General features: G+C 44.6%; 14 protein-coding genes and 2 pseudogenes. 13 read left to right on the top strand and 3 right to left on the bottom strand.

The window, feature by feature from the left end:
- Positions 1 to 127 precede the first annotated feature (127 nt).
- Complete coding sequence (locus V7L97_RS12915; RefSeq protein WP_442891753.1) at positions 128 to 454, top strand: PD-(D/E)XK nuclease superfamily protein; 327 nt, start codon at positions 128 to 130, stop codon at positions 452 to 454.
- Between the two features lie 348 nt (positions 455 to 802).
- Positions 803 to 1,015 (top strand): type II toxin-antitoxin system VapC family toxin, encoded by a 213-nt coding sequence (locus V7L97_RS04730; protein WP_333653781.1) that lies wholly within the window; start codon positions 803 to 805, stop codon positions 1,013 to 1,015.
- Between the two features lie 363 nt (positions 1,016 to 1,378).
- Here the strand turns inward: V7L97_RS04730 and V7L97_RS04725 are convergent, their stop codons facing one another.
- The gene (locus tag V7L97_RS04725) at positions 1,379 to 2,194 is read right to left on the bottom strand and encodes a YihY/virulence factor BrkB family protein (RefSeq protein WP_333653779.1); all 816 of its coding nucleotides are present in this window, start codon (positions 2,192 to 2,194) and stop codon (positions 1,379 to 1,381) included.
- A 60-nt stretch (positions 2,195 to 2,254) separates the two neighbouring features.
- Here V7L97_RS04725 and V7L97_RS04720 point away from each other — a divergent pair, with 60 nt between their 5' ends.
- The 11 genes and pseudogenes from V7L97_RS04720 to V7L97_RS04675 all read left to right on the top strand — a co-directional run bounded on the left by V7L97_RS04720 (position 2,255) and on the right by V7L97_RS04675 (position 13,558).
- Positions 2,255 to 2,767 (top strand): hypothetical protein, encoded by a 513-nt coding sequence (locus tag V7L97_RS04720; RefSeq protein WP_333653778.1) that lies wholly within the window; start codon positions 2,255 to 2,257, stop codon positions 2,765 to 2,767.
- A gap of 371 nt (positions 2,768 to 3,138) precedes the next feature.
- Positions 3,139 to 3,903 carry a response regulator gene (locus V7L97_RS04715; protein WP_333653777.1) on the top strand — a complete coding sequence of 255 codons (765 nt, stop codon included), beginning with the start codon at positions 3,139 to 3,141 and terminating at the stop codon, positions 3,901 to 3,903.
- A 12-nt stretch (positions 3,904 to 3,915) separates the two neighbouring features.
- Positions 3,916 to 4,242: pseudogene (locus V7L97_RS12910) on the top strand (response regulator); the annotation flags it as partial.
- Positions 4,243 to 4,326: 84 nt separating this feature from the next.
- Positions 4,327 to 4,776, top strand: a complete 450-nt coding sequence (locus V7L97_RS12905; protein ID WP_442891752.1) for an NADH-quinone oxidoreductase subunit NuoE family protein — start codon at positions 4,327 to 4,329, stop codon at positions 4,774 to 4,776.
- Between the two features lie 17 nt (positions 4,777 to 4,793).
- Positions 4,794 to 5,177, top strand: coding sequence for a (2Fe-2S) ferredoxin domain-containing protein (locus tag V7L97_RS04705; RefSeq protein ID WP_333653775.1), 384 nt, complete (start codon positions 4,794 to 4,796; stop codon positions 5,175 to 5,177).
- A gap of 55 nt (positions 5,178 to 5,232) precedes the next feature.
- On the top strand, positions 5,233 to 7,119 hold the full coding sequence (nuoF, locus tag V7L97_RS04700; protein ID WP_333653774.1) for an NADH-quinone oxidoreductase subunit NuoF: 1,887 nt from the start codon (positions 5,233 to 5,235) through the stop codon (positions 7,117 to 7,119).
- Positions 7,120 to 7,134: 15 nt separating this feature from the next.
- A complete protein-coding gene (gene nuoG, locus V7L97_RS04695; protein ID WP_333653773.1) occupies positions 7,135 to 9,591 on the top strand; it encodes an NADH-quinone oxidoreductase subunit NuoG in 2,457 nt (818 codons plus the stop codon).
- Between the two features lie 140 nt (positions 9,592 to 9,731).
- Entirely contained in the window at positions 9,732 to 11,297 is a 1,566-nt protein-coding gene (locus tag V7L97_RS04690) for a GAF domain-containing protein (protein ID WP_333653772.1), read from the top strand.
- A 93-nt stretch (positions 11,298 to 11,390) separates the two neighbouring features.
- A complete protein-coding gene (gene fdhD, locus V7L97_RS04685) occupies positions 11,391 to 12,152 on the top strand; it encodes a formate dehydrogenase accessory sulfurtransferase FdhD (RefSeq protein WP_333653771.1) in 762 nt (253 codons plus the stop codon).
- A gap of 846 nt (positions 12,153 to 12,998) precedes the next feature.
- Positions 12,999 to 13,199, top strand: coding sequence for a hypothetical protein (locus V7L97_RS04680; RefSeq protein WP_333653769.1), 201 nt, complete (start codon positions 12,999 to 13,001; stop codon positions 13,197 to 13,199).
- Between the two features lie 131 nt (positions 13,200 to 13,330).
- Complete coding sequence (locus V7L97_RS04675; RefSeq protein WP_333653782.1) at positions 13,331 to 13,558, top strand: toxin-antitoxin system TumE family protein; 228 nt, start codon at positions 13,331 to 13,333, stop codon at positions 13,556 to 13,558.
- Positions 13,559 to 13,652: 94 nt separating this feature from the next.
- Here the strand turns inward: V7L97_RS04675 and V7L97_RS04670 are convergent.
- Together V7L97_RS04670 and V7L97_RS04665 are read right to left on the bottom strand one after the other, a co-directional pair.
- A pseudogene (locus tag V7L97_RS04670) lies at positions 13,653 to 13,877 on the bottom strand (DUF5647 family protein); the annotation flags it as partial.
- A gap of 255 nt (positions 13,878 to 14,132) precedes the next feature.
- Entirely contained in the window at positions 14,133 to 15,212 is a 1,080-nt protein-coding gene (locus V7L97_RS04665; RefSeq protein WP_333653768.1) for a type IV pilus twitching motility protein PilT, read from the bottom strand.

Raw genomic sequence — 15,212 nt, 5'->3', positions numbered from 1 at the left:
AAAAGAATTGAGGAAGTTATTAAGAAACCATCTGCATTTTTAAAGCACGAAGAGAGGCAAGTTTATGCCTAAACAGGGAACATTAGCTAACGATTCCGGAAATATTTTAGAGTAGACCGTAAAAACTATTTTTTCGGCAAAAGGTTTTACTAAAGCGCTTTATCGAGAATGGGCTAAAAATTCTCAGAAGTATGGCAATGAACTGCTTCTAATGAATGTGCCTTTTACCACTATTTATCAGCATGGCGGGAACACAGAATTCAGACTGATATCTGAACGATACAATATGGATATTAGGATCGAATGTAAATGGCAGCAGGTCGCTGGCTCTGTTGATGAGAAGCTGCCTTACTTATATCTGAATTGCATAGAGGCCATGCCGGAAAAGCACATCATAATTATCATCGATGGTGATGGTTGGAAGAATTGTAATCATAGAACACTTGGAAGTTAAAAAAGCGACATCGAAAAAATCAAAAAAGCCTTTAATGTAAAAGACAATTCCGAAGCGATAAAGAGGGCATTGGATATGGCATCGGGTAAAATCGAACTTGAGGGCATTTTCCAGAAGCATAAAGGCATAAAGATTAAAAAGGTCTATGCTTAAAAAGCTGATAGACACCAATATTTTCATTGACAGATTTTCAAACCCCGACCTGTATAAAGAAATTTTTTGTCCGAAGGATTAGTTTATATATCCTCCATCGTGCTGATGAAAATCAGAGCAGGCGACCACACAAGAGAAGCGATTCATGCATATAATGAACTCTCTAATTTTTTCAGGCGGGTAGACAGGATTATTGTGCCTTTTGTAAGAGATTTTGAAAAAGCAGGGGAAATTATTGCCGGTCTTCAGAGCGTCAAAGGATATGACATCAAGAAATCTGCATCTATAACAAATGATTGCCTTCTCGCCGCATCTGCCAGAAGCATGGGCGCTATAGTATATACACAAAATAAGAAAGATTTTAAGGCGATAAAAGATATTTTTGATTTTGAAGTTTCTTTTGTTTAAACTCCACCTGTCTCCAAAATCCGCTCGAAGCGAGTCTCGCGAAGAGTCGCGCCGACCAACATCCAAATAGTCCGGAAGTTCGGAAGGGAGGAAAACTACACCTGTACGGTTTTTAATTCTTCTGAAGGGGGACGTTTTCTGTTCGGACAGTATATCACGGGGCAGGACTCGCAGCTTTCAGCAGAGTCTATCTCAAAGCCGAAGGGGATCAATTCTCCGCAGTCGCATTGCCAGCCTTCTGGGGTATGTTTTGATAATGCATTATCACAAAAAGGACATTTAAGCATATGTTTAATTTAAGTATAGAACCGGGGAAAATATTTTTTTATGACGTGTATCATATGGATGCACACCCCTGTGTATTCATCCCTTCCTTGAATCCTCAAGGTTACGAACAATCTCTGCGCCTATGAGGAATATGCAGGATGAATAGAAGACCCACAGGAGGAATATCACAAAGGCCGAGAGGGGTCCGTATATGGTTCCTAATTTCGCAACCTTTACTACATAGAGGGTGAAGGTGTGCTTTGCTGCTTCAAGAAGGATTGCTGTAAATAACGCCCCTGATAATGCGCAGCTGAGTCTTATCCTTTTTTTCGGGAGGAAGATGTAGAGCGTGGCTGCGGTCAGGAATACCAGTATCAATGGCACGACAAATTTTATTACAAAGCCTGTTATCTTCCCAATCTTTACATCCGGGAAAAATTCCTGAAGTGTCTTAAGCATCGAGATTGCAGCTGTTGCGCCAAAGGAGGCAAGGATAAAGGCAATTATCAGGGTGATGATGAATAGGGAAAGTATAAAGGATATTATAAACGACCTCTTAGACCTTGTCTTAAATATCACATTTATTGCTGTTTCGAGAGATGAAAAGAGCTGATAGGATAGCAAGCCGTAAAGGATGAATGTGAACTGCCCGATTCCTTTATAGGATATTATTTTCCTTAATTCATTTGTTATCTCGGATGTAATCTTTGGAAAGAAGCCAACGAGCTTTGCTGAGAAGAATCTGAGGAGATCTTCGTGTTCTCCAAGAAAATACCCAAAGATTGTCACAAGGAGGAGGCAGAAGGGGACAATTGCCATCATGGTAAAGTATGATATTGAGGCTGCGAGCATTAGCCCGCCGTCCCTGAAGAAGTCCACGAAGCTTCTGAATATCACCTTTATATATTGCATCGTTGCTCAATTATAACAGAATCGATTGCTGGCAGTGCGTAGGCATGGTATTATTTTAGTATGAAAAGGATTTTATATATATCGGCTGTTTTATGCATTGTCTTATTCTCCTGCGCCACAGGCAATTATCTGAAGACAGAAGGTGCAAAGGATGCGGATATCAAAGGTTCTTTCACCCTCATACTTTACGGCAGCAGGCATTTAAATGATATTGAGACCATAGCAATTCTTGACATCGAAGGAGACAGCTACAGCTTTGAGCCGTATGCACCTGAATTTGACTACAAGATTAAAAAAGATATTCCTGCTAAAGAGGCACTGGAGGAAGCAGAGAGGTTTGTAAGCTGGCACAGCTCATTTTATCGTACACAATTAAGCAGGATTCTTGATGAAAAAGGCAATGTCATAGGATACGAATTGAGACCGCTTTACCGACCTCTTGCCTTCGGTGTTTCGGATGTCCTCGATGTCGATTACAGGATTGAAGACGGCAGGGTGGTCGTGAGAATAAGGCTCAAGCCGCAGATCGAAAGGATGCTCTTTGACGGAGACAAATCAAAAGAGGATAATTAGTTATATCTGAGATCCAGCGATAAGGATAAGTCTCTTTCGTTCAGGAGCTCTGTTTTGACAGTTCTAATGCTTCTTTCGCTACAGTCGCAAAGAACTGTTACCAAAACATAGCTATTCGCTCCAGAGACCTATCCGTATCGCTGGATTTATTATACTGTCTGAAAAAAGTATACATCTCCTTGCCATATGCGTTTAATGGCTTGTTTTCAAGGTTTTCAGGCGATTTTTCGATTAAAAGATGGCATCCTGCGGTGTATTAAAAAATATACACTTTTTTGTGTCAGTGAGTGTAAAATAGTGGTTAATGCCGATTTTTATTTCTGGCATCGATATTGCGTAGTATCTAATTACAATTTTAGGAAGGGGGCGTTATGGAGAAACAGCGGATATTGGTCGTTGACGATGACCCTGTGATATGCCTGAGCTGTAAAAGGATACTGGGTGCAGAGGGTTTTTCGGTATTTACTGTAGAGGATGGGGAAAGCGCAATCGAGAAGGTCTCGAAGGAGGAGTTCGATCTGGTTATAACAGACATCAGGCTTCCTGATGTGTACGGGCTTACGGTTGTGCAGGAAACAAAGACCGTACAGCCGAAGGCGGATGTCGTCGTTGTTACAGGCTATCCCTCCCTCGAGGATGCAAAGGAGTCCATAAGGCTTGGCGCATTTGAATACCTGGAAAAGCCTTTTACGCCTGACTTTATGATGAATGTCGCAAGGAAGGTCTTTGACAAAAGGGGCTGGATACTGAGAAAGGCATACATCGACCAGTTCAGGAATTATGTTGTACCTGCATCAGAGATGGACAACCTTACAATTTATTATAAGGACGGCACATGGGCACGGCCTACGAAGGATGGAGGATGGGAAATAGGGGTTGATGTAAGGCACTTCCTCGTGAGCGGTCAACTGCTTTATGTGGACATGCTGATGGATATTAAGGCAGTTGCTGCAGGAGAGCCCTTTGCAAGGCTGCTTTCAGGCGAAGGGAATATCTATGACATAAAGGCCCCGATGACAGGAGTGGTGCAGGCTACCAACGGCCATGCCAATGACGCCATATGTTCTCTTTTAAAGGACCATCTGTGCGAAGGATGGTTTTTATGGCTTATTAAGATTAATCCAATAACTGCATAAGGAGGATAAGGGATGAAGGGGAATATCCTTGTGGTTGATGACGAACAGATTGTCCTGAGGAGCTGCGAGAGGATACTATCGCCCGAGGGATACGGGGTTGACACAGCAACATCTGCAAAAGACGCCCTATCTCTGCTCGATAGGAATCTATACGACCTCATAATTACCGATATCAAGATGCCTGAGATGGACGGCATAGAGTTTATGAGACAGGCGAGGGCGAAGAACCCTGATATAAACATAGTGGTGATAACAGGCTACCCGTCGCAGGAGAGCATCAGGGAGGCATTGAGCTTGAGGATAATAGATTATCTGCCGAAGCCTTTCTCTCCAACCCATCTCATTGAGGTAACGAACAATGCTGTTGAACTAAAGAAAAAAGGCGTTGCACCCGAGCCTCAGGTCGAGGTTTATACCGAAGATGTGGCTGCAAAATTAGATGAAATCATAAATAAATATAAACACAAGCCGGGAAGCCTTATCCCGGTTCTTCAGGAGTCACAGGAGCTTGTGGGGTATCTGCCGCCTGTTGTACAGAGGCATATATCAAAGGGATTGAGAATACCTGTAAGCGAGGTGCATGGAGTCGTATCCTTCTATTCATTCTTTACAATGAAGCCCAAAGGCAAGCACAACATCAGGGTATGCCTCGGAACCGCATGCTATGTCAAGGGCGCTGAAGAGATAGTCAAGAAGTTCAGCGATGGACTTAAGGTTGATGTGGGCGGAATAACAACAGACAAGAAGTTCTCGCTCGAGACAGTGAGATGTCTCGGTGCATGCGGGCTTGCGCCTGTCGTTGTTGTGGATAAGGACACCCATGGCTCTGTCAACCCTGTAAAGACGCTGGAGCTCTTGAAGGAATATGAATAAAAAAATAGGAGGAATATATGCCCAGATTAACGGTTGATGATTTAAAAAAGATCAAGGAAGATTATAAGGCATCCCTCACATTAAGGGAGGGAGGCTACAGGGCTAAGATAACTGTTCACATGGGTACATGCGGGATTGCTGCTGGTGCGCGAAAGGTGATGGAGGCGCTCCTCGATGAGATAAATAAAGGCAATGTGAAGGATGTGATTGTGACAACATCCGGATGCGCAGGGCTTTGCAGCAAGGAGCCCATGGCAACAGTTGAGATAATAAACGAGGCGCCTGTGAAATATGTCTATCTCAACGAAGATAAGATAAAGAAGATATTCAAAGAGCACGTAATGGAAGGAAATGCGGTTCAAGACTACGCCCTTGTCGTGGGCAGCGAAACAGCATACTAAAGACAGGTAAAGGCAAAGGTAGAGGTAGAGAAGAAACAAAATTTTTGGAGGAGAGATGGAAAGGTATCGTGCGAGTGTTATGTTGTGCGGAGGCACCGGCTGCATAGCCGGAGGCAGTCTGAAGGTAAAGAATGCTCTTGACGAAGAACTCAAAAACAGGGGGCTTCAGAATGAAATAAATGTTGTCCTTACAGGTTGCAACGGGTTCTGTGCGCAGGGCCCTGTTATGACCGTTTATCCGGAAGATATATTTTATGAAAAGGTCACTGTAAAAGACATCCCTCTTATTGTTGAAGAGCACTTCATAAAGGGAAGGCCTGTTGAGAGGCTCATGTATAAGGAGCCTACCAAGAAGCAGACAATACCTTTAATGAGGGATATACCGTTCTTCAGCCTCCAGGTTCTCAGGGCATTAAGGAACAAAGGTCTCATAGACCCCGAAAAGATAGAGGAGTATATTGCACGTGATGGGTATCATGCTGCTGCAAAGGTGTTAACAGAGATGACCCCTGAGCAGGTAATAGAAGAGATTAAGAAGTCAGGACTCAGGGGCAGGGGAGGCGCTGGATTCCCTACAGGCTTGAAGTGGGAGTTCTGTTCGAAGGTAAAGGGAGACCAGAAGTATATCCTTTGCAATGGCGACGAAGGAGACCCGGGTGCATTCATGGACAGGAGCATTATGGAGGCAGATCCCCATGTTGTCCTTGAGGGCATGATTATCGGAGCAAGGGCGATAGGTGCGAATAAAGGCTACATATACGTGAGGGCAGAGTATCCCCTCGCGGTGCATAGGCTTCAGCTTGCCATAAAGCAGGCAAAGGAATACGGTCTCCTTGGAGAAAATATTTTAGGTACCGGCTTTAACTTCGACATCGAGATATATCAGGGCGCAGGCGCATTTGTGTGCGGCGAGGAGACAGCACTGATGAGGTCAATAGAAGGAAAGAGGGGAATGCCGAGGCCGAGACCACCGTTCCCTGCACAGAAGGGACTCTGGGACAAGCCCTCTGTGCTCAACAATGTCGAGACATATGCAAACATCCCCCAGATAATATTGAACGGAGGAGAGTGGTACAGGAGCCTTGGTACAGAGAAGTCAACAGGCACAAAGGTCTTTGCATTGAGCGGCGCCATAAACAACATAGGTCTTATAGAAGTTCCCATGGGAATTCCTCTTAGAAAGATAATATACGATATCGGCGGCGGGATACCAAAAGGCAGGAAGTTCAAGGCAGTTCAGCTCGGAGGCCCGTCAGGCGGATGCATTCCGGAGCATCTCCTCGATACTCCTGTAACATACGAAGACATTGTCCAGACCGGCGCAATCGTCGGTTCAGGCGGTATGGTTGTCATGAATGACCTCAACTGCATGGTGAGCGTTGCAAAGTTCTTTCTCGAATTTACCGCAGAAGAGTCATGCGGAAAATGCCCTCCGTGCAGGATCGGCACAACGGTCATGCTCGATATGTTGACGAACATAACAGAGGGCAGGGGCAAGGAGGGAGATATAGAGCTCCTTGGAGACATGTCTCGGGATATAATAGCAACATCCCTCTGCGGATTGGGCCAGACAGCGCCGAACCCTGTCCTGACAACAATAAAATATTTCAGGGACGAGTACGAGTCCCACATAAACGAAAAATGGTGCAAGACCGGCGTATGCAAAGAACTCTGCACATTCTACATAGATGAAGAAAAATGCAAGGCATGCGGCGCATGCAAGAGGGTCTGCCCCCAGAACGCAATCTCAGGCGAAAAGAAGGTCCCTCACCGCATCGATCAGTCCATATGCATACAATGCCGCTCATGCTATGAGGCATGCAAGTTCGATTCTGTGAAGATAGGGCCGAGGAGTTACAGAGAGATTCTGAAAGAGAATATGCCTGCACAGGAAATTCTAAGAGAAATGCATATGGCTGTGCTTGCCGGAAAAGAAGAATAAAAGGAGGAATAAGATATGCCAATAGAGCTTACAATAAACGGAAAGAGTATAAAGGTTGAGCCAGGGACGACCATTCTTCAGGCAGCACAGAAAAACGGCATTTATATACCCAATATGTGCTATGACAAGAGACTCAAGCCTTACGGCGGATGCAGGCTCTGCATTGTGGAGGTTGAAGGGCAGACGAGGCTCTTTGCTGCATGCTCAACCCCTGTTACAGAGGGCATGGCAGTACAAACAGAGACGCCAAAGCTTGCAAAGGCGAGGAAGTTTGTCCTTGAGCTCCTTCTTGTTCACCATCCACTTGACTGCCCCATATGCGACAAGGCAGGGGAGTGCGACCTTCAGGACCTTGCCTTTAAATACGGTCCTTCCCAGAGCAGGTTTGTGGCTGAAAGAAAGCATGACCCGGAAAGGATCGATGCACCCATTGTTGAGAGGAATCCGAACAGGTGCATCCTCTGCGGAAAGTGCGTGAGGGTCTGTGCAGAGCATCAGGGAGTGGGCGCGATAAACATAATAGGCAGGGGGTTTAAGTCAAAGATAAGCCCTGCCTTTGAGGAGACCCTCAACTGCGAGTTCTGCGGCCAGTGCATAGACGCATGCCCTGTTGGAGCCCTCGGCGCAAAGCCTTACAGGTTCCGCTCAAGGGTGTGGTATATGGACGAATACGAGACCATATGCCCTTATTGCGGATGCGGTTGTACGACGAATGTGAGCATAAGGGAAGGAAGGATAATAAGGGCAAGGGGCAAAGAGGACGTAGGAATAAACGAGGGGAATCTCTGCAGCAAGGGCAGGTTCGGGTTCGATTACATATATTCGGAAAACAGGCTCACAACCCCAATGATTAAAAAGGACGGGAAGCTTGTGCCTGCATCATGGGAAGAGGCCCTTGAGCATGTGTCAAAGAGGCTTGAATCTATTAAGGAACAGTACGGGCCGTCTGTCATCGGAGCAATCGGCTCCCAGAGATGCACTATGGAAGACAACTATATGCTCCAGAGATTCATGAGGGATGTTATTGGCACGGATAATATAGATTCTGCAGCACGATTCGGCTATGCAAAGGCGCAGAGGGCAATGGAAAAGGCATTCGGCACGGACTTCCTGCCCATAAAATGGGATGCCCCCCTTAATACAGATTTCATGCTGGTTGTGGAGTCGGATATAACATCCACACTTCCGGTGTGGGGATTGAATTTCATCAAGGCAAGGAATGACGGTGCAACGCTGATCGTCGCAGATACAAGGGAGACAAAGCTTGCGAGGAACAGCACACAGTGGTTAAGGATACGGCCTGGTTCAGGCACTGTGCTTTTAAATGGTGTCGCCAAGGTCATAATAGACAAAGGTTTGTATGACAAGAATAAGGCTTCTTCAATAAAGAATTTTGATGCCCTTGTGAGCAGCCTGAAGGAGTTTGCGCCATCGGCAGTCTCCAAGATTACAGGCATACCTGAAAACGAGATATTAAGCCTTGCGCAGTCTTATGCCTCTTCCAAAAAGCGGCTTGTGGCATTGACATCGAATGCATCGGAAAATACAAAGAGCATAAACACACTTCTTGCCGCTTCGAACCTCTTGCTCCTCATGGGCGACGGACCGGATGCCATACAGATACCTGCCGAGTTTTCGAATACCCTCGGAATGTGGATGGTAGGAGTCAGACCCCTTGCTGACGGAAAGGATGCCCACGAGATGCTTTATGAGGCAGGCACTATAAAGGCCCTTTACATAATGGGAGAAAACCCCCTCGTGACTTTCCAGGATGTATCGAAGGTTGAAAGGACACTGAAAGGACTTGAACTGCTTATAGTGCAGGATATATTCCTTACAGAGACTGCGAAGCTTGCAGATGTTGTCCTTCCTGCATGCAGCTGGTCAGAAAAGGAAGGGACATTTATGGCAGCCACAGGCAATATCCAGAAAATACCGAAACTGATATCAGAGACAGGACAGTCTATCCCGGACTGGAAGGTGTTCAGAAATCTTGCGAGGGTAATGAACAAAGACCTCGGGTTGAAGGGACTCATGGATATAAGGGCATTAATTGCAGACATGATTATCACAGGCGAGACAAGGGAGGTTCATCCTTCATTCAACCCTGTTTCTTACGAGGTCATGGAGAGCGTAAGCGATGAGTATCCCATGTTCCTTGTCACTGCAAATATCCTTCAGCATTCAGGGGCACTCTCTGTCCTTTCCAAAAACCTTGACTCTGTTGTATCCGATGCATACCTGCAGATAAATACAAAGGATGCGAAGAAACACAATATACATGATAATGCTTTTGTAAAGGTCAGATCAAAGAGGGGAGAGGTTTATCTGAAGGCAATGCTTTCCGAAGAGGTGCCTGAAGGTACGGTTTTTGCGCCCACGCATTTTGCACATGCAAAGGTTAATACCCTGACCTATCCTTCTCAGAACGGAGGCCTGCCGCTTGTGGCAGTAAAGATAGAGGCAGCATAAGCACGTAAGGGGGACTTCGTCCCCCTTACGAAAACCCCCTTGCTCTATTGCATTTGCCTTCAAATCCTCAAAAATAATTTTATAGATCTATTAATATTAATCAGCAGTAAAAAAATAATTTCTTGATATATAATAATAAAATGTTTCGAAACATTTATCTCGATATCCTCAATAACATTTCCGATGGCGTTTACTACATCAACAGCGACAGGAAGATAGAGTACTGGAACAAGGGCGCAGAAATCCTTACAGGATATTCATCTGAAGAGGTCAAGGGGAGAATTTGTGATGAGGTACTTTCATTCGAGGACGAATCCGGGGCCAAGCTGCCTGTCTATGAATATCCAGCGATCCTCTGTTTGCAGTCATCCAGAACACATGTTAAGAGCCTGTTCCTTGTAAATAAGAACAAAGAAAAGATATATATAGAGGAGCAGGCATCCCCTGTCTTGCGGGGAGGGAAAATAATCGGCGCTGTCTGTGTCTTAAGGGACAATATGCGGGTATTCCCTGCTGTTGAGGCGCATATAAAGAGCCAGAGGAGGGAAAGGCTGGTTCCCATATGCGCATGGTGCAAGAAGATAAAGATAAGCGAGGACTTATGGGAGCAGATAGAGAAACACCTTACAGACGAGGGGTTCGGGGTATTCACACACGGCATGTGCCCTGATTGTGCAGACAAGATATTTGAAAAGAAGGTCTATCTCGAGAGCTATCAGAATATCTGCAAGGCAATAAGTGCAAGCCTGTCCCTTAATGAGGTATTGAACCTTATCGTGACCAATGCCGTGAAGGTAATGAATGTGAAGGCGAGCATGCTCAGGCTTTTAAACAAGGAGACACAGAAGCTGGAGGTGGCTGCCTATTATGGACTGAGTGAAAGGTATGTAAATAAAGGCCCTGTTGATTACGACAAGAGCATCGCAGATGCCATGGAGGGCAAGGCTGTGTCTGTTTATGACATTACCTCTGATTCGGATGCGCGATACCGCAGAGATGCAGAGCAAGAGGGGATAAGGAGCATACTGTCGATTCCTGTCAAGTTTAAGAAAGAGGTGATCGGGGTTTTAAGGATGTATACTGCCGAGCCTGTAAAGTATAAGGATGAAGACCTGAAATTTATGACAGCAATAGCAGAGCAGGCAGCCATCGCAATAGTGAATGCAAGGACATTCGAAACCACCGTATCCCGTGCAAGGGAATATCTCAGGGTGTTTGAAGAGGTGACAAAGGCGGTGAGCTCTACATTAAGGCTGAATGAGGTGCTTAATCTCATAGTCAGGAAACTGCCCGAGGTAATGAACCTCAAGGCTGCTACTATAAGATTGCTCGATGCTACAGGCCAGAAGTTGGAGTTGGCAGCAGCCTATGGACTTAGCGAGAAATACCTTGGAAGGGGGCCTGTCGATACAGAGGAAAATGTAAGGGAGGCTCTCCAGACAAGGCCTGTTGCCATATACGATGTAACAACCGACCAGAGGATTAATTACCAGAAAGAGGCGATGGAGGAAGGGATAAAGAGCATGCTTACCCTTCCAATAATTGCAAAGGACAAGGTAATAGGGGTTTTGAGGCTGCTTACAGACATGCCGCGCCATTTTACAGAAGAGGATATTGCATTTTCAGCATCCCTGGCAGAGGTGTGCGGCACTGCAATCGAGAATGCAAAGATGTATGAGCAACTCTCCCGGCAAATCAGCAAATGAGTATATGGGTAAATGTGTATCTGATGTCAGAGCATTTTTAAAAATCTTTTACACCCATTTACTCATAAACCCATTCACTCATTTACTAATACAATGGAAGCTTTTATAAAGCGAAGGATATACAAGAGCGCCAGCGACTCTCTCGAAGAGAGGGAAGACCTCATAGCTATCGAAAAGAGGCTTAAGGTTTCTGTGAACGGCAAAGAGGTCTTGAGCCTCTACTGCACGCCTCATATGGTAAGAGAGCTGGTTGTCGGCATGTTCATGACCGAGGACATTATTAAAGGCAATTGGTGTGCCGAGAGAATGTCCATCGAGTATGGAGAGGATGTTTTGGTTGATATACCTGCAGAGGGAGAGGCCTCGACTGATGGAGCGGTTATCACATCAGGATGCATCGGTGGCATAACATTTCCAAAGAGATTGTCCTTACAGAAAATAGATGACCAGTTTCAGATAAAGATATCTGCATTAAAGGAATTGTTCAGGAGATTCCAGAATGCGTCCGAGCTTTATAAAATAACAGGATGCGTTCATAGCGCAGGGCTCAGCGACGGCAATGAAATCTTTTGCCTTGCAGAAGACATCGGAAGGCACAATGCAGTCGATAAGGTCATCGGCTATGCAATCCTTGAGAATATTCCATTCGAAGGCAAGATAATGCTCGCAAGCGGAAGATTGTCATCAGAGATTGTATCAAAGTGCGCAAAATGGGGAATACCCATGGTTGCGAGCAGGACATCTCCTACAAGCCTCGCAGTGGATATTGCCGAAAAAAGTGGAGTGACAGTTGTCGGCTTTATCAGGGCAGACAGATTGAATGTCTATACAAACCCGCAGAGGATTATAAGTTAGCAGTAGCCAGACGCTTTACGCCTAACGCTGCACAAGCTGATAGTTTGGTAGAAATTTCTTTCCTCTCAAAAATATTGTTTGCCAACTTACTATCTGATATAATGCCATTAAAAAATTAAATGCAGGATACGCTTAAAAATAAATGTTAGGGGGCAAATAACAGTAAGGAGGAGATATCATGCGCCAAGAGGTCAAATTAAAAGATGGGTCGAAGCTGGTCATTGCAGTTGAAGAAAAAGAGTGTAGCATTCTCACTACTCAGCACTATAGAATATGCTGATGGCACAAAGGGCAAATATACATGTACCTGCACTTGTGGTACGCCTCCAAACCAGACTAGTGACTCAAAGACCTGTGATAATCTGGATAATGTAGTCTGTGATTGTACTGGTTCAAGCGCCAGCGTTTCTTGCTAAAGGGCGGACAGGGGCTGGGTTTCTGGATATAGGAAGGAGTAAACAGTTTTATATGTGAGAGGTGGTAGGGGCAAAACTACATTCTTCAGTTAGAGAAGTAAAGCTATTCGCCCAACCAGTTGTTGCACCTGACAGCGGTCATTTGAGGCTGATAACTCTGAAAAAGCCTCCGGCTTATGGCCATTGAATACGGAAGGGTCAGATTAGCATCTGATATTCTGTTCTATTTCAACTTTTCCCTTTCAAGATAAATTGTCTCATCTGTTTATAAACAGTCTCTGAACGTATAGTGTGATATAATAGTTTAAAAACAAACAGGGACAGGGAGATGAACATACATGGCTAAGCTGAAAATCATATCGGACAGGGCAGATATAGCAGATATTGTTAAATCGGCAATTTCCGTCGAGATTAAAAACCGGAGATCGGCTTGAACAGAACCAATAAGGAAATAAAGCAGTTTGAAGATGAATATAAAATATCATCCGAGGCATTTATAAAGGAATTCTCTGCCGAGGATTTAAAGGGTGGCGACGAGGAATATATCAGATGGGCTGGAGAATTAAAACTACGGGATAGAATTCTGGAAGAACTGGAAAAGCTTAAAGACATAGAATATGTTGCTAACTGAGTATTTGCAGGACTTTGCAAAGACAATCGCTGAATATGCGGAAACCGGTCTTATTATTGCTTCAGAATTAAAGCTGATGCCAGAGCTGAAAAGATTGGCTTGATAAGGGCAACAATAGTATTTGAAAACGAATCAAAGCTTTTGTCACAGAACATGTTGACCTGAGATATAAGATTGAAAAACTCACATACTCCTTCCATTATCAGGATAAAGATGGCAGCATGATATTCAGATATGATAATGCAAAACATAAACCGGATTTAGGCTTTGATAGCCACAAGCATGTCAAAGAAAAAGTTCTTATATCTGAAGTGCCGGAGTTGAGAAATATTCTGGAAGAGATAATGGTGACTTTTTAAAGGCATAAATTACGAAAAGGTAAAATTAGCCTCTGATATTCCTACCATTTCATTTTTCTGCTCTAAGCATCTGCCTTGCATAGAAGATGTCTATTTACGCTGCGATAATCTCGATGTTGGATATCTGGGGTTTCGGCATTTTCATGGTAACAACAAAAACAGGGATGCCCCGCTTTTTGTTCTCTTCGAGAATCTTGTAGTTTTCTTCGTATAATTCCCTGCCATCCTCTGGAAGTATTACAAGGACAGCACCTTTGGGAATTTTATCGAGAACATCAGGGTTCTCAAAAGCATACTTCATCCATTCGGAATGAAGGTCTAAATTTTTTTTTCATAATTTCATCTTTTGTCATTTTCCTATCTCCTTTTCAAGGCTTTCTCTATATTGCCTCCAGTTTGCCTTAGCCCCTTTATGTCTCCGGCATATTCAAGCACCTGCCGGATATACTATATCTCCATTTTACCACACAACCATATGGCGGCATAGCAAAATCAACCCCGGCCGCTATTGTGTCTGGATATATTTTTAGGAAACAGGTAGGTGGTGGATAAAAGGCGCTTAATACAGAAAAAATTATCTGAATCTTGTTCCCTTCGTCAGCATCTGCATCATCTCTTCAGGCACAGGCGAGTGGTTTATAGCATCATCTTGCGATATCAATCCCTTTGTATAAAGCTCATGGAGCGACTGGTTCATGGTCTGCATTCCTGAGCGTGTCTGTCCTGTCTGCATCATGGAGTATATCTGGTGGAGCTTGTCTTCCCTTATAAGATTTCTTATGGCAGGTGTTGGCACGAGGATTTCGAGTGCAAGAACCCTTCCCTGTCCATCCTGCCTTGTTATCAATCTCTGTGAAATAATGCCTTCGAGCACAAAAGACAACTGAACCCTTATCTGCTCCTGCTGATGTGGTGGGAATACATCTATTATCCTGTTTATTGTCTGGACTGCCGAGTTCGTATGAAGCGTGGCCAAAGTCAGATGTCCTGTCTCTGATATCCTTATGGCTGCTTCTATTGTTTCGAGGTCGCGCATCTCGCCTATGAGCACAACATCGGGATCCTGTCTCAGTATGTATTTTAAGGCATTATTAAACGAGAATGTATCGGAGTTTACCTCCCTCTGGTTTATGAGGCATTTTTTATGGCTGTGCAGGAATTCTATTGGATCTTCCACTGTTACTATATGCGAATCCCTTTCAGAGTTTATCCTGTCTATCATTGTTGCGAGGGTTGTTGATTTTCCGCTTCCAGTGGGCCCTGTAACAAGGATGAGTCCGTGTGGTTTCTTAATGAGTTCTTCCACTACATCCGGCAGTCCCAATTCCTGAAATGTTTTAATGGTAAATGGGATTGCCCTGAATGCACCTGCAACCGCGCCTCTTTGGAGAAATATATTTGCCCTGAATCTGCTCAGTCCTTTTACGCCGAATGAGAGGTCAAGTTCATTGTTCTCCTCGAATTTATGTTTCTGGGATTCTGTAAGAATGCTGTAGCAGAGTTCCTTTGTGTCTTCAGGCGTCAAAGAAGGATTGCCTTCAACCGGAACAAGCCTTCCTGCTATGCGCAGCCTCGGCGGACTGCCTGTTGTTATATGCAGGTCGGATGCGCCCTTTTCTATCATTAATCTCAATAAATCAAATAATGAAGCCAT

Source organism: Dissulfurispira sp. (assembly GCF_036745535.1).
Taxonomy (GTDB): Bacteria; Nitrospirota; Thermodesulfovibrionia; order Thermodesulfovibrionales; family Dissulfurispiraceae; genus Dissulfurispira.
This window is presented reverse-complemented; position numbering and strand designations above follow the sequence as displayed.

What these genes read in the sequence shown, in the direction of transcription:
- V7L97_RS04725 (WP_333653779.1), bottom strand. Translation starts at nt 2,194, where the DNA reads ATGCAATATATAAAGGTGATATTCAGAAGCTTCGTGGACTTCTTCAGG.
- V7L97_RS04720 (WP_333653778.1), top strand. Translation starts at nt 2,255, where the DNA reads ATGAAAAGGATTTTATATATATCGGCTGTTTTATGCATTGTCTTATTC.
- V7L97_RS04715 (WP_333653777.1), top strand. Translation starts at nt 3,139, where the DNA reads ATGGAGAAACAGCGGATATTGGTCGTTGACGATGACCCTGTGATATGC.
- V7L97_RS04705 (WP_333653775.1), top strand. Translation starts at nt 4,794, where the DNA reads ATGCCCAGATTAACGGTTGATGATTTAAAAAAGATCAAGGAAGATTAT.
- nuoF (WP_333653774.1), top strand. Translation starts at nt 5,233, where the DNA reads ATGGAAAGGTATCGTGCGAGTGTTATGTTGTGCGGAGGCACCGGCTGC.
- nuoG (WP_333653773.1), top strand. Translation starts at nt 7,135, where the DNA reads ATGCCAATAGAGCTTACAATAAACGGAAAGAGTATAAAGGTTGAGCCA.
- V7L97_RS04690 (WP_333653772.1), top strand. Translation starts at nt 9,732, where the DNA reads ATGTTTCGAAACATTTATCTCGATATCCTCAATAACATTTCCGATGGC.
- fdhD (WP_333653771.1), top strand. Translation starts at nt 11,391, where the DNA reads ATGGAAGCTTTTATAAAGCGAAGGATATACAAGAGCGCCAGCGACTCT.
- V7L97_RS04665 (WP_333653768.1), bottom strand. Translation starts at nt 15,212, where the DNA reads ATGGCTTCATTATTTGATTTATTGAGATTAATGATAGAAAAGGGCGCA.